Consider the following 14590-nt stretch of genomic DNA (forward strand, 5'->3'; position numbering starts at 1 on the left):
TTAACGCAACGGCATTAAGGGCACGACGTGCCCGTTATGATGTGCTGGCGGGGGAGAGCTCTCCGCCAGCCATTGTGGAAAATCCCGCAGCGGCATGGGCCGCGCATAGAAATACCCCTGCAGAGTATGGACACCGTGCCGGCGTAAGTACCTGGCCTGCTCCTCCGTTTCGACCCCTTCCGCAACCAGCTCAATATTCAGCCGCTGACCCAGCGCAATAATGATATCCGTCACCGTTGAGTTCACGGCATCGGTTCCGATGGCGGTGGTGAATGACTGGTCGATTTTCAGTACGTCAGGATGGAGCTTTTCAAGCCAGGAGAACGAACTGTTCCCGGTGCCAAAATCGTCGATGGCAAGTTTGACCCCTTTGCGGTGCAACTCGCGCACGATGCGATAATCCGCATCGACCAGGGCGTCGCGCTCCGTGAGTTCAATGACCAGCCGCTGGCTCGGGTTGGCGCTGAACCAGTAGCGGTTCAGATCCTGTAACAGCGCGGCGTGACGGAAGTGGCTGGCAGCCACATTAATGCCGATGTGAAAGCCCGGGCCGGACGGGAAGTAGCCTATCTGGCGTACCGTTTCGGCAATCACGTAGCGGGTCAGGGGAACAATCAGGTTATGCTCTTCTGCCAGGGGAATAAAAACTTCCGGGGAGATCCAACCCTGACGCGGGTTATTCCAGCGCAGAAGAATTTCCACGCCGATGCACTCCTGGGTACGGGCATTGACCAGCGGCTGGCAGAAAAGCTCAAATTCCCGCGCCGCAATCCCCATATCGATCTCCCACGTGAAGCTCATCCGGTTTGCTGTGGCCAGCCAGGCCAGATAACCCAGCAGCAGGCTTAGCATTAACCCCAGCGGCAGTTGTGCTGGCAGGCTTTTTAGTGCCAGTTCTTCTGGACCCGGTCCGCTGACCGTAATGGAGAACGGATAGCGCGACGACATTTCCTGTATCAGCGCGTCAGTCTCATTAAACTTCAGCGCGTCGGTAACACGTTGACCATAGCGAAGAGAGTGATCCCCGACGGTCAGCGCCACATCGGTGATGAGGGGACGTTGGGGCTCAAGGATCATTCTGGTGATCAGATCGATGTTAATGATCTCCATAACACCATCTTCCCCACTCTGAGACGTGGGGTGCCACTGAATAAGAATTGGGCTGCCTTTAAGCAGCAACTGGTCGGTCGATAAAATGAGCTTTGACATACTTGCCGGCAGAGCGGGCTGAAGTTCACGCACAGGAACGGCACGACTGCCGAAAATACTGGAGCAGTAGAGAATGCCCTCTTTAATCAGGGCGATCGAGCGGACGGTCTGTAAAATGGCAGCCTGCTTTCGCAGAGTCAGATGTGCCTCTGGACAAGGCTGGCCGACCAGACCCAACAACTCCGGCCGACGGTTATCCAAAGAAAGCAGAACGTTATCAAGTGAGCGAACGGTATGGCTGGCGAAGTCGACAATGCGTTGTTGATTTACATTACGCTGTGAAATAAATCGAATGCCTAACGTCAGGATGAGCGTAAGGAGCGCAACCGTCACACAGACGATCACGCGTTTTCGGCGATAGTTTTTAATGATCGTTTGTGCGGTTTGCATGAACGGTCGCCTGATAAGCCTCCGGCCCCAAAAGCCAGACGCAACAGTGAAAGTGTAGTGGGGAAAGTGAAAGGAGACGAGAATCAGAAGGAAATTTCGCCCATCCGTTGCAGATGGGCGAATGAAGGTATTAGTCGCACTGCACCTTAATGGCCAGACCCCCACGGGAAGTCTCACGGTACTTCGCGTTCATGTCTTTACCGGTTTCGTACATGGTCTCAATAACCTTATCCAGCGACACGCGAGGCTCGCTGGTACGGCGCATTGCCATACGGGAGGCGTTAATCGCTTTCACCGACGCAATGGCGTTACGCTCAATGCACGGTACCTGCACCTGCCCGGCAACCGGGTCACAGGTCAGGCCCAGGTTATGTTCCATGCCGATTTCCGCTGCCACGCAGACCTGCTCAGGGCTTGCACCCAACAACTCTGCCAGACCTGCCGCTGCCATCGAGCAGGCTACACCCACTTCCCCCTGGCATCCCACTTCTGCACCAGAGATAGAGGCGTTCATTTTATACAGCGCACCAATGGCACCTGCCGCCAGGAAGTAACGGATATAAATATCTGGCGTAACAGGTTCAATAAAGTGATCGTAATAAGCCAGCACCGCCGGAACAATCCCGCACGCACCGTTGGTCGGCGCCGTCACCACGCGGCCACCGGCGGCGTTTTCTTCGTTCACCGCCAGGGCGAACATGTTCACCCAGTCGACCACGTTCATCGGGTCGTTGGAGAATTTATCGGTGGTCACCAGCATACGGCGCAGCGCAGAGGCACGACGCGGTACGCGCAGCGGACCCGGCAGCACGCCTTCGGTGTTCATCCCGCGATCGATACAGGCGCGCATGGTCTGCCATACGTTCGCAAAATAGTCTTCAATCTCTTTTTTGCTGTGCAGCGCCAGTTCGTTCTGCATCACCATGCCGGACAGCGACAGGCCGGTCTCTTTGCAATATCCCAGCATCTCGGTGGCAGATTTGAACGGATACGGCACGTTGACGTCTCCGGTGCTCTCTTTGCCGAAATGCTCTTCATCCACGATGAAGCCACCGCCGATGGAGTAGTAGGTTTTGCTGTAAATCTCTTTCTCGCCGCTCCAGGCGTGGATGGTCATGCCGTTTTCATGCAGCGGCAGGTTGTCGCTACGAAAACGCATCCCGTCGTCCTGCGGGAAATCCACTTCGTGCTGGCCGTTAGCCAGCAGCAGGCGACCGCGCGTTTCCACGTCACGGATAAATGCCGGGATGGCATCAATATCTACTGTGTCCGGCATATTGCCTGCCAGACCCATAATAATGGCGATATCGGTGTGGTGGCCTTTACCCGTCAATGACAGAGAGCCGTAGACATCCACGGCGACACGGGTAACGCTTTCCAGTAATCCTTTTTCGACCAGATCATCGACGAACTGTTTACCGGCCTTCATCGGCCCAACAGTATGGGAAGACGAAGGGCCAATTCCCACTTTGAACATGTCGAATATACTAATCACTTTCACACTCCTGACAGGGTTACCGGGGTTCCAGTAACGATGTTATAACTGCGCATAGTGTAAGAGGGAACATCGACCTCGGCTTAACTATTCACATGAATTAAACTAATGGTTGACGATGGGTTTTGCTAATAGCGCGACGCCGATCGCAAACCTGAAAAAAAGGGCGGAATGTAAAGTATAGTCAAGGCTTCAGGCCGATTTGCAGCGCCAGTTCACGAATGATGCCCGCCGTCATGCCCCAGACAAAATAATGCTGATACCAGGACAACCAGACCCGATGGTGATGTCCACGGCGCTGAATATCCAGCGGGTGATAACGGCTCAGGCGAAGGGCTTCTTCCAGCGGCATTTCAAACACCGCGGATACCTCATCAACGCTGGCGTGATACTGCAAACCGGGCGGGATAATGCCCACCACCGGTGTCACCTGGAAACCGGTCACGCTGTCGACTGGCGGGAGGACGCCAACGATCTCGACGGCCTCGGGCGGGATGGCCACCTCTTCCTGCGCTTCACGCAGCGCGGCGGCAATCAGCGAGGCATCGCTGCTGTCTACCGCGCCGCCGGGAAAAGCGACCTGACCGGCATGTTTGCGTAAATGGGGGGAACGCTGGGTCAGCAGCAAACCCGGCTGCTCACGACGCACCACGGGGATCAGCACCGCCGCCTGACGTTGATTCAGCGCTTCACGGCTCACCTGTGGCCGCAACAGCTGAAAGCGCGACAGAAAATCATCCAGCGTCAGGTTCTCTCTCTCCACCCGTCAGTTCTCCAGTTGTTTCAGGATACGGTTAACTTTATCAAAGGTTTCCTGATATTCCGCATCCACCTGGCTATCGGCCACAATCCCGCCGCCTGCGGAGCAGTAGAGCTGGCCGTCGCAGGCCGTCAGGGTGCGAATAGTGATGCTGGTATCCAGCGTCCCGCAGACGCTCACGTAGCCAATGCTGCCGCACCAGGCGTTGCGACGGTGCGGCTCCAGCTCATCAATAATTTCCATTGCCCGCACTTTTGGTGCACCAGTGATGGATCCCCCCGGAAACGCGGCGCGCAGAATATCGCAGGGGGTACGCGAAGCCGGTAGCTGTGCGGTAATGGTGCTGACCAGATGGTGCACCGCCGGGAAAGGTTCGACGACGAACAGTTCCGGCACGCGAACGCTGCCCGGTACCGCCACCCGGCCAATGTCGTTGCGCATCAGGTCGACAATCATTAAATTTTCGGCGCGGTCCTTCGGTGACGCGGCGAGCTTTTCCGCCTGCTGGCGATCGGCAGCCGGATCGCTCAGGCGCGGCAAGGTCCCTTTAATCGGGCGCGTCTGGATCTTGCCTTCCGCCAGATGAATAAACCGCTCAGGCGAAAGACTCAGGATCGCGCCCTGATCGAGACGGATAAACGCACTGAACGGTGCCCGGTTGCTGGCATTAAGGCGGGTAAAGGCCTGCCATTCATCGCCCTCATACGTCGCCTGGAAGCGCTGGGCAAGGTTCACCTGATAACAATCGCCGCTTTGCAGATACGCCTGCACGCGTGCGAATTTTTCCGCATAGGTCTGCGGGGTCATGTTTGAACGCCACGCAGAGGTCAGACGGAAATCCGGCGCGGCTGCGGGCTGCTGCGCTTCCAGCCAGGCCAGACGCGCATTCACATCCGAATGGCTGAGCAGGGAGACCACCTGTTTATGGTGATCGACAATCAGCGCCCAGTCGTAAAGTCCCACCGCCATATCCGGCAGCGGAATATCCGCCTTCGCAAGCGATGGCAGCGTTTCAAAGCGGCGACCAAGGTCATAGCCAAACACGCCCAGCGCACCGCCCTGGAAGGGAAGATCCGGGTTCGGCGCGGCAGACAAACCCAGTTCGTCGATCGCCTCCTGCAGCCGCATCAGCGGATCGTCCGTTGAAGGCAGGTTGTCAGACGTTACCGTATGCAGCGGATCGGCAACCAGAATGTCAAAGCGGCTATAAGGGTGGTCCGCATGGCCGGAATGCAGCAGCATCGCCCAGGGAAGATGGCTCAGACGAGCAAACCAGAATTCAGCGGCGTCAGTACGCCATGGCAGGGTAATAACAGTGGGGAAGCGCATGTTCATGTGTGGCATACTACCGGGCAGCGTGAAATAATTAGCGCGAATAATTTAGCAGGAGTTGACGATGTTTGCAGGTTTACCTTCTCTGAGCCACGAGCAGCAGCAGAAAGCGGTTGAGCGCATCCAGGAGCTGATGTCCCAGGGGATGAGCAGCGGGCAGGCCATTTCACAGGTGGCGGAAGAACTTCGCGCCACCCATACCGGCGAGCGGATCGTGGCGCGTTTCGAGGATGAGGATGAAGAGTAACCGGCTTACACTGCCGCGATAATCTTAATCTCTACCTTGTATTCCGGCTTCATCAGCGTGGCCTGTACGGTGCAACGTACAGGCGCGTGCCCCGCTACAACCCATGCATCCCAGGCTTTGTTCATGGCCGCAAAATCGTCTTTATTTGCCAGGAAAATGGTGGCGTCCAGAATGCGCGATTTGTCGCTGCCTTGCTTTTCCAGCACCGCATCGATCTGCGCCAGGGTGTCAGCCGTTTGTTCAAAGGCATCCGCATCCAGATTGGACGGCACGCCAGTGTAATAGAGCGTCTGGTTATGAATGACGACATCAGACCAGCGGGCTTCGGCATCAATGCGCACAATTGTCATAAACGTTTCCTCGTTATTTTCATCATCAGGCGGCAAGACTGCCATATTGTTTCGCCGTCGTCACTATTTGGGGTGGCACAGGAGAGGATGGGCTGACATAATCCCTGTGCAAAAATACAGTGAGAGAACACCGTGGCAGACGATTTTTCCCCTGAAGGGCAGTTAGCACAGGCTATTCCCGGTTTTAAACCGCGTGAACCGCAGCGTCAGATGGCGCATGCTGTCGCTCGCGCCATCGATAAGGCACAGCCGCTGGTGGTGGAAGCCGGCACCGGCACGGGAAAAACCTACGCTTACCTTGCACCGGCGCTGCGTGCCAAAAAGAAGGTGATAATCTCTACCGGCTCGAAGGCGTTGCAGGATCAGCTCTACAGCCGAGATTTGCCGACAGTGGCAAAAGCGCTGAAATACAAAGGGCGGCTGGCGTTGCTGAAAGGGCGCTCCAACTATCTCTGCCTTGAGCGTCTTGAACAACAGGCACTGGCGGGCGGCGACCTGCCGGTGCAGACCCTGAGTGATGTCATCATTCTTCGCGCCTGGGCCAACCAGACGGAGGAGGGCGATATCAGCACCTGCGCGAGCGTGGCGGAAGACTCTCCCGCCTGGCCGCTGGTAACCAGCACCAATGACAACTGCCTTGGCAGCGACTGCCCGCTGTATAAAGACTGTTTTGTGGTGAAAGCGCGTAAAACCGCGATGGATGCGGATGTGGTGGTGGTGAACCATCATCTGTTTCTCGCGGATATGGTGGTGAAAGACAGCGGTTTTGGTGAACTGATCCCTGAAGCAGAAGTGATGATCTTCGACGAGGCCCATCAGCTTCCGGATATCGCCAGCCAGTATTTCGGCCAGTCGCTCTCCAGCCGCCAGCTGCTGGACCTGGCGAAAGATTTCACCATTGCCTATCGCACCGAATTAAAAGATACCCAGCAGCTGCAAAAATGTGCCGATCGCCTGGCGCAAAGCGCGCAGGATTTCCGCCTGCAGCTCGGCGAACCTGGCTACCGTGGTAATTTGCGCGAGCTGCTGGCGGACAACAATATCCAGCGCGCACTGCTGCTATTGGATGATGCGCTGGAACTCTGTTACGACGTGGCGAAACTGTCGCTTGGCCGTTCTGCGCTGCTGGACGCTGCCTTCGAGCGCGCCACGCTCTATCGCGGGCGTCTGAAACGGCTGAAAGAGATCAACCAGCCGGGGTACAGCTACTGGTACGAATGCACCTCACGTCATTTCACCCTGGCGCTTACGCCGCTGACGGTGGCAGACAAATTCAAAGAGGTGATGGCGCAAAAACCGGGGAGCTGGATCTTTACGTCCGCGACCCTGTCGGTCAATGACGACCTGCACCACTTCACTGAACGATTGGGGATAGAGCAGGCGGAGTCACTGCTGCTGCCGAGCCCGTTTGACTATCAAAAACAGGCGTTGCTCTGCGTACCGCGTAATCTGCCGCTGCCGAATCAGCCCGGCGCCGCGCGACTGCTGGCAGCCATGCTGAAACCGATGATTGAGGCCAACAATGGCCGCTGCTTTATGCTCTGTACCTCCCACGCCATGATGCGCGATCTGGCTGAACAGTTCCGCGCCACCATGACCTTGCCGGTGCTGCTGCAGGGCGAAACCAGCAAAGGGCAACTGTTACAGCAGTTTGTCAGCGCCGGGAATGCGCTTCTGGTGGCAACCAGCAGCTTCTGGGAAGGGGTGGACGTGCGGGGTGATACCCTGTCACTGGTGATTATCGATAAACTGCCCTTTACCTCGCCGGACGATCCGCTGCTCAAAGCGCGGATGGAAGACTGCCGTCTGCGCGGGGGGGATCCTTTCGATGAGGTACAACTGCCGGACGCGGTGATCACCCTTAAGCAGGGGGTAGGGCGTCTGATCCGCGACGTGGACGATCGCGGCGTGCTGGTCATCTGTGATAACCGGCTGGTGATGCGTCCTTACGGTGCGACCTTCCTCGCCAGCCTGCCGCCCGCGCCGCGTACGCGGGACATTAAACGCGCGGTTCGCTTCCTGGCCAACCCAACGGCGGAGTAATTTGCCCGGGAGTGTGCTAAGATGCGCGCCATTTTGTGACTGACCATTGCGAGAGCGCGACGACTGATGCGAATTCTGGCTATTGATACCGCTACAGAGGCGTGTTCCGTTGCTCTGTGGAACGACGGTGCTATTTCTGCTCATTTCGAAGAGTGTCCACGAGAACACACCCAACGTATTCTGCCCCTGGTGAAAGCGATTTTGACCCAGGGCAACACCACCTTAACCGACCTCGATGCGCTGGCCTTTGGCCGTGGCCCCGGCAGCTTTACGGGTGTACGCATTGGGATTGGTATTGCGCAGGGGCTGGCACTGGGTGCTGACCTGCCGATGATCGGTGTTTCCACCCTGGCGACGATGGCGCAGGGCGCGTGGCGTATGACCGGCGCCACACATGTACTGGCAGCGATTGATGCCCGCATGGGCGAAGTCTACTGGGCTGAATACACCCGCGACGAGCAGGGCGTGTGGCACGGCGAAGAGACGGAAGCGGTGCTCAAGCCGGAAGCGGTAACCGAACGGTTGCAGAACCTCTCCGGTAAGTGGGCGACGGTAGGGACTGGTTGGGCGGCATGGCCTGACATGGCAAACGGTACCGGCGTGACGCTGGTGGACGGCAACATGCTTCTGCCTGTCGCAGAGGATATGCTTCCTCTCGCCTGCCAGCTGCTCGCAGCAGGAAAAACCGTGGCCGTTGAACATGCCGAGCCGGTTTATTTGCGAAACACCGTCGCGTGGAAGAAACTTCCAGGCCGCGAGTGAATCTCAGTAACAGGAACTGAGAAAAAGGAGTCGCATCATGGCGGTTCAGACTAAAGTAGTACGCCTCATTATGGCAGGCGCTGTGGCCATAGCACTGAGCGGATGCGTTTCCGTTCCTGATGCGATTAAGGGCAGCAGCCCTACGCCACAGCAGGATCTGGTTCGCGTGATGAATGCCCCTGAGCTTTACGTCGGTCAGGAAGCGCGCTTTGGCGGGAAGGTGATTGAGGTGCAAAACCTGCAGGGGAAAACCCGGCTGGAGATCGCCACCGTGCCGCTGGATAGCGGCGCACGTCCGGTACTCGGCGAAACCTCGCGCGGGCGCATTTTTGCCGATGTTAGCGGCTTCCTTGACCCGGTCGATTTTCGCGGGCAACTGGTGACCGTTGTCGGGCCGATAACCGGCACGACACAGGGCAAAATCGGCACGACACCGTACAAATTCATGACCATGCAGGTCAACGGGTACAAACGCTGGCGCCTGACACAGCAGGTGATCATGCCGCCTCAGCCTGTTGATCCGTGGATGTGGGGCCCACATCCGTATCGTTACGGCTACCCTGGCTGGGGCTGGTATAACCCGGGCCCGGCGCAGGTACAGACGATCGTTACTGAGTAACTTACTGTTATTGTTAGAAAAGAGACAGCGGCTCAGCCGCTGTCTCTGTTTTTTTACGGCTAAAACGAAAAAAAAGAGTGACGCGCTTCGCAACCTTAAATCTGGGCAATTAATAAACTGGTACGCTGAGTTAATATAATGTTAACAAACTGTTTATTATCGGGGTTGTGATGACGACGAACACTCAATTCAGAGGTGATGCATTGAACAAGGTTTGGCTTAACCGTTATCCCGCAGATGTGCCTGCGGAGATCAATCCTGACCGTTATCAATCCCTGGTTGAATTATTTGAACACTCGGTAAGGCGTTACGCCGATCAGCCCGCGTTTATCAATATGGGTGAGGTGATGACGTTCCGTAAGCTTGAGGAGCGGAGTCGGGCGTTCGCGGCGTATTTGCAGGAAGGGCTGGGGCTGCAAAAAGGGGATCGCGTCGCGCTGATGATGCCGAACCTGCTGCAATACCCGGTCGCATTGTTTGGTATCCTGCGGGCCGGGATGATTGTCGTCAACGTCAACCCGCTCTACACGCCACGTGAGCTGGAGCATCAGCTGAACGACAGCGGCGCGGCCGCGATTGTGATCGTCTCGAACTTTGCCCACACGCTGGAGAAAGTGGTCGACAGAACCCAGGTGAAACACGTCATCCTGACGCGCATGGGGGATCAGCTCTCCACCGCCAAGGGCACGCTGGTTAACTTTGTCGTCAAATACATTAAACGTCTGGTACCGAAATACCATCTGCCGGATGCCATCTCCTTCCGCCGCGCGCTGCATGCCGGGTATCGTATGCAATACGTCAAACCGGAAGTGGTGTCAGAGGATCTTGCGTTCCTGCAGTACACCGGGGGGACTACCGGGGTGGCCAAAGGCGCCATGCTGACTCACCGCAATATGCTGGCGAACCTTGAGCAGGTGAATGCGACCTACGGGCCGCTGCTGCATCCGGGCAAAGAGGTGGTCATCACCGCGCTTCCGCTTTATCACATTTTCGCGCTGACCATGAACTGCCTGCTGTTTATTGAGCTGGGCGGTCAGAACGTGTTGATTACCAACCCACGCGACATTCCGGGGCTGGTTAAAGAGCTGGCGAAATACCCGTTCACCGCCATGACCGGGGTAAACACGCTGTTTAACGCGCTGCTCAACAACAAAGAATTCCAGCAGCTTGATTTCTCCACGCTACACCTCTCTGCGGGCGGCGGAATGCCGGTTCAGCAGGCGGTGGCCGAGCGCTGGGTGAAACTTACCGGCCAGTATTTACTTGAAGGCTATGGCCTGACCGAATGTGCCCCGCTGGTCAGCGTCAATCCGCACGATATCGACTACCACAGCGGCAGCATCGGCCTGCCGGTACCGTCGACGGAAGCCAAACTGGTGGATGATAACGACAACGAAGTCGCGCCCGGCGAGCCGGGTGAGCTGTGCGTCAGAGGGCCGCAGGTCATGCTGGGCTACTGGCAGCGTCCTGATGCCACTGACGAAATCATCAAAGACGGCTGGCTGCACACCGGTGATATCGCGGTGATGGACGAAGAGGGCTTCCTGCGCATTGTCGATCGTAAGAAAGACATGATCCTCGTCTCCGGATTTAACGTCTATCCGAATGAGATCGAAGATGTGGTGATGCAGCATAGCGGCGTGCTTGAAGTTGCCGCGGTTGGCGTACCTTCCGGCAGCAGCGGCGAGGCAGTGAAGATTTTTGTGGTGAAGAAAAACGCCTCTCTTACCGAGGAGGAGCTCATCACGTTCTGCCGCCGTCAGCTCACCGGCTATAAAGTGCCGAAGCTGGTGGAGTTCCGCGATGAGCTGCCGAAATCAAACGTCGGGAAGATATTACGACGAGAATTACGTGACGAAGCCCGTGCCAAAGTGGACAATAAGGCCTGAGCTTCACGCTAATCGCCCAGACGCCGGTTTAGCCGGCGTTTTTTATGGGCGCAAACAAAAGAGAAACCGTTTTGAATTACCAGATGATCACGACCAACGACGAGCTGGCTTCGCTGTGCGAAGTGACGCGCGATTTTCCTGCCATCGCCCTGGATACCGAGTTTGTCCGTACCCGGACGTATTATCCGCAGTTGGGTTTGATTCAGATGTACGACGGCAAACACGTGTCGCTGATTGACCCGCTCGGCATTAACGACTGGACGCCGATGCGTGACCTGCTGCTTGATACTGCGGTCACAAAATACCTGCACGCAGGCAGTGAAGATCTGGAAGTCTTTCTGAATACGTTTGGCATCATGCCGCAGCCGCTGATTGACACGCAGATCCTCGCCGCGTTCAGCAATCGTCCGCTTTCATGGGGCTTTGCCGCCATGGTTGAGGAGTACACCGGCCTGACACTGGATAAAAGTGAATCCCGTACCGACTGGCTGGCGCGCCCGCTCACAGAGCGTCAGCTGGACTACGCTGCGGCAGACGTATTTTACCTTCTGCCTATCGCCGGACAGCTCATGAAAGAGGCAGAAGCCTCCGGCTGGCTGCCCGCGGCACTGGATGAGTGCCGGATGACGCAGCAGCGTCGCCAGGAAATCGCTGACCCGAAAGAGGCCTGGCGCGATATCAGCAATGCGTGGCAGCTGCGTACGCGTCAGCTGGCCTGCCTGCAACTGTTAGCGGACTGGCGCCTGCGTAAAGCGCGCGAACGCGATTTGGCCGTTAACTTTGTGGTACGCGAAGAGCACCTCTGGGCGGTCGCACGCTATATGCCAGGCAGCATGGGCGAGCTCGACAGCATTGGGCTGTCAGGCAGCGAAATTCGTTTTCACGGAAAAACGCTGCTCGCGCTGGTGGCCAAAGCGCAGCAGATACCGGAGGACGAACTGCCAGAGCCGCTGCTGAATCTGATGGATATGCCAGGCTATCGCAAGGCGTTTAAGGATATCAAAGCGCTGGTGCAGGCTGTGGCGACAGAGAGCAAACTGAGTGCCGAACTGCTGGCATCGCGGCGTCAAATTAACCAGTTGCTGAACTGGCACTGGAAGCTGAAACCACAGAATGGCCTACCGGAAATGATGGCGGGCTGGCGCGGGGAATTGATGGCCGATCGCCTGAATACGCTGCTGGAAGGGTATCCACGATAATAAATATGCCGGGAATATACCCGGCATATTTCCCCGGTGGCGCTGCGCTTACCGGGGCTACAAAATCAAAAAACTACGGACGCGACTCTTCCGCTTCCGGGAGCGTCACGTTCAGCTCCAGAATCGAAATATCCCCGTCTTTTTGCTCCAGCTGCACGGTGACCATCTCCGGGTCAATCTGCACATACTTACAGATCACTTCCAGGATGTCCTTACGCAACTGCGGCAGGTAGTGAGGCTCGGCGTCGCTACGACGACGCTCCGCAACGATGATTTGCAGACGTTCTTTTGCGATGTTGGCGGTGTTCTTTTTCCGCGAGAGAAAAAAGTCCAGTAATGCCATAACTTATCCTCCGAACAGGCGTTTGAGGAAACCTTTCTTCTCTTCTTCAATGAAGCGGAAAGGACGTTCTTCTCCCAGCAGACGGTCAACGGTATCCGCGTAGGCTTTACCGGCATCTGCCATCGTATCCAGAATCACTGGCTCGCCCTGGTTAGAGGCGCGCAGCACGGACTGGTCTTCCGGGATCACGCCCACCAGTTTGATGCGCAGGATCTCCAGCACGTCTTCCATGCTCAGCATATCACCTTTGTTCACGCGGCCCGGGTTATAGCGGGTCAGCAGCAGGTGCTCTTTAATCGGATCTTCGCCATTTTCCGCACGACGGGATTTGGAGGCGAGGATCCCGAGAATTCGGTCAGAGTCACGGACGGATGACACTTCAGGGTTGGTGGTGATGATCGCTTCATCAGCGAAGTAGAGCGCCATCAGGGCACCGGTTTCGATACCGGCTGGGGAGTCGCAGACGATGAAGTCGAACTCCATTTTTTTCAGCTCATCGAGCACCTTTTCTACACCTTCACGGGTCAGGGCGTCTTTGTCACGCGTCTGCGAGGCCGGAAGGATGTAAAGGTTCTCGGTGCGCTTATCTTTAATCAGCGCCTGGTTAAGGGTGGCATCGCCCTGAATCACGTTTACGAAGTCATACACGACGCGACGTTCACAACCCATGATCAGGTCGAGGTTACGCAGACCGATATCGAAATCGATAACGACGGTTTTCTTTCCCTTCTGGGCCAAACCAGTAGCGATGGCCGCGCTGGAGGTGGTCTTGCCAACGCCTCCTTTACCCGAAGTAACAACAATAATGCGTGCCATAGAAATTCCTTGTTAAAAAGGGATCAATTCAACGGTTGAACGGTCAACGCGTCGTCTGCCAGTCGCAGACGAGCCGCTTTGCCATAAAATTCGGCTGGGATCTTGTCGCTCAGCCAATATTCACCTGCGATGGACACCAGTTCCGCTGTCAGGTGAGTACAAAATATTTGTGCGTCCCGATCGCCACTCGCCCCGGCAAGTGCACGCCCACGCATCATACCGTATACGTGAATATTGCCATCTGCAATCAGCTCTGCGCCAGCGCTGACGTGGCTTGTAACAATTAGATCACAGTTTGGTGCATAAATGCGCTGACCGGAACGAACCGGCACATCAATCATTCGCGTTTTTGTGACGGAGGTAACGTTTTGTACCGCAGGGGGGGGCGTCTCGACGGCAACGGGGGCTGCACGTGGGGTTTTTTCCTTGCCCTCGTTCAGAAGAGGCAGCCCTGCACGGTCGATTTCCGCTTTCAGCTCAGTATCTTTGCAGCCGCTGATGCCCACAATGCGCAAACCGGTAGAGGAGACGGCCTGCTGGAGATGTTTCCAGTTAACCGGCGATTCCAGACCGCTGACATTGATAACAACAGGGGCGTGCTTCAGAAAGGCGGGAGCCTGAGCGATTTTGTCTTCTAACGCCTGACGAATAACCTCGGGTTTTGCATCATGCAAATGTACCACTGATAAGGTGAAGCTACTGCCTTTAAGCTCGATGGGCGTGTTTGACATCCTGGCCTTACTCAATTTGCTATTAACCGCAACCACTCGCTGCGATATTCCGAAGAGTATCAGGCATGTTATAGTCAGGAGTATATTGAGGCAAGCAACCACCCATGAATTCAGAGTAAAAACATGTTTTGTGTGATCTACAGAAGTACAAGCCGCGACCAGACCTATCTTTATGTCGAAAAGAAAGACGATTTTTCCCGCGTGCCTGAAGAATTAATGAAGAGCTTTGGCCGACCTCAGCTGGCGATGCTACTGCCGCTCGATGGTCGTAAAAAACTGGTTAACGCCGATCTGGAAAAAGTAAAAACGGCATTAACGGAGCAAGGCTATTATTTACAGCTACCGCCACCACCCGAGAATTTATTAAAACAGCATCTTGAGGTGAACGGAAAAAAATAGTCCCGG

Annotated in this window: 15 protein-coding genes; 7 read left to right on the plus strand and 8 right to left on the minus strand. The window is 56.2% G+C overall.

Features of this window, described 5'->3' with window-relative positions; all coding sequences use genetic code 11:
* The 4 genes from ACTJJI_RS12975 to pabB all read right to left on the minus strand — a co-directional run bounded on the left by ACTJJI_RS12975 (position 1) and on the right by pabB (position 5189).
* A complete protein-coding gene (locus ACTJJI_RS12975) occupies positions 1–1599 on the minus strand; it encodes an EAL domain-containing protein (RefSeq protein ID WP_014832365.1) in 1599 nt (532 codons plus the stop codon).
* A 130-nt stretch (positions 1600–1729) separates the two neighbouring features.
* Positions 1730–3094 (minus strand): L-serine ammonia-lyase, encoded by a 1365-nt coding sequence (gene sdaA, locus ACTJJI_RS12980; protein ID WP_014832364.1) that lies wholly within the window; start codon positions 3092–3094, stop codon positions 1730–1732.
* Between the two features lie 184 nt (positions 3095–3278).
* The gene (locus tag ACTJJI_RS12985; RefSeq protein ID WP_046888052.1) at positions 3279–3857 is read right to left on the minus strand and encodes a CoA pyrophosphatase; all 579 of its coding nucleotides are present in this window, start codon (positions 3855–3857) and stop codon (positions 3279–3281) included.
* Between the two features lie 3 nt (positions 3858–3860).
* The gene (pabB, locus tag ACTJJI_RS12990; RefSeq protein ID WP_014832362.1) at positions 3861–5189 is read right to left on the minus strand and encodes an aminodeoxychorismate synthase component 1; all 1329 of its coding nucleotides are present in this window, start codon (positions 5187–5189) and stop codon (positions 3861–3863) included.
* Between the two features lie 61 nt (positions 5190–5250).
* Here pabB and ACTJJI_RS12995 point away from each other — a divergent pair, with 61 nt between their 5' ends.
* The gene (locus ACTJJI_RS12995) at positions 5251–5433 is read left to right on the plus strand and encodes a YoaH family protein (protein ID WP_008500497.1); all 183 of its coding nucleotides are present in this window, start codon (positions 5251–5253) and stop codon (positions 5431–5433) included.
* A 5-nt stretch (positions 5434–5438) separates the two neighbouring features.
* Here the strand turns inward: ACTJJI_RS12995 and ACTJJI_RS13000 are convergent, their stop codons facing one another.
* Positions 5439–5783 carry a RidA family protein gene (locus tag ACTJJI_RS13000; protein WP_013096138.1) on the minus strand — a complete coding sequence of 115 codons (345 nt, stop codon included), beginning with the start codon at positions 5781–5783 and terminating at the stop codon, positions 5439–5441.
* Between the two features lie 132 nt (positions 5784–5915).
* On the opposite strand from ACTJJI_RS13000, the gene ACTJJI_RS13005 reads away from it, so the two are divergent.
* From ACTJJI_RS13005 to rnd, 5 genes are all read left to right on the plus strand, one after another.
* The gene (locus tag ACTJJI_RS13005) at positions 5916–7826 is read left to right on the plus strand and encodes an ATP-dependent DNA helicase (protein ID WP_014832361.1); all 1911 of its coding nucleotides are present in this window, start codon (positions 5916–5918) and stop codon (positions 7824–7826) included.
* 66 nt (positions 7827–7892) lie between these two features.
* A complete protein-coding gene (tsaB, locus tag ACTJJI_RS13010; protein ID WP_014832360.1) occupies positions 7893–8588 on the plus strand; it encodes a tRNA (adenosine(37)-N6)-threonylcarbamoyltransferase complex dimerization subunit type 1 TsaB in 696 nt (231 codons plus the stop codon).
* Between the two features lie 37 nt (positions 8589–8625).
* A complete protein-coding gene (locus ACTJJI_RS13015) occupies positions 8626–9207 on the plus strand; it encodes a Slp family lipoprotein (protein ID WP_014832359.1) in 582 nt (193 codons plus the stop codon).
* A gap of 203 nt (positions 9208–9410) precedes the next feature.
* Positions 9411–11096: a long-chain-fatty-acid--CoA ligase FadD gene (gene fadD, locus ACTJJI_RS13020; protein WP_014832358.1), complete on the plus strand. Its 1686-nt coding sequence runs from the start codon at positions 9411–9413 to the stop codon at positions 11094–11096.
* A 71-nt stretch (positions 11097–11167) separates the two neighbouring features.
* Positions 11168–12295, plus strand: coding sequence for a ribonuclease D (gene rnd / locus ACTJJI_RS13025; protein ID WP_440654527.1), 1128 nt, complete (start codon positions 11168–11170; stop codon positions 12293–12295).
* Positions 12296–12368: 73 nt separating this feature from the next.
* Here the strand turns inward: rnd and minE are convergent, their stop codons facing one another.
* Genes minE through minC form a run of 3 tightly spaced genes read right to left on the minus strand, consistent with a single transcriptional unit; the run spans position 12369 to position 14185 of the window.
* On the minus strand, positions 12369–12638 hold the full coding sequence (gene minE / locus ACTJJI_RS13030) for a cell division topological specificity factor MinE (protein ID WP_008500504.1): 270 nt from the start codon (positions 12636–12638) through the stop codon (positions 12369–12371).
* Positions 12639–12641: 3 nt separating this feature from the next.
* Positions 12642–13454 carry a septum site-determining protein MinD gene (gene minD, locus ACTJJI_RS13035; RefSeq protein WP_008500505.1) on the minus strand — a complete coding sequence of 271 codons (813 nt, stop codon included), beginning with the start codon at positions 13452–13454 and terminating at the stop codon, positions 12642–12644.
* Between the two features lie 23 nt (positions 13455–13477).
* Positions 13478–14185 carry a septum site-determining protein MinC gene (minC, locus tag ACTJJI_RS13040; RefSeq protein ID WP_014832356.1) on the minus strand — a complete coding sequence of 236 codons (708 nt, stop codon included), beginning with the start codon at positions 14183–14185 and terminating at the stop codon, positions 13478–13480.
* A 123-nt stretch (positions 14186–14308) separates the two neighbouring features.
* Here minC and ACTJJI_RS13045 point away from each other — a divergent pair, with 123 nt between their 5' ends.
* Positions 14309–14584 carry a YcgL domain-containing protein gene (locus ACTJJI_RS13045; protein WP_014832355.1) on the plus strand — a complete coding sequence of 92 codons (276 nt, stop codon included), beginning with the start codon at positions 14309–14311 and terminating at the stop codon, positions 14582–14584.
* The last annotated feature ends 6 nt before the right edge of the window (positions 14585–14590 follow it).

Source organism: Enterobacter sp. 22466, assembly GCF_052044775.1.
Taxonomy (GTDB): domain Bacteria; phylum Pseudomonadota; class Gammaproteobacteria; order Enterobacterales; family Enterobacteriaceae; genus Enterobacter; species Enterobacter dissolvens.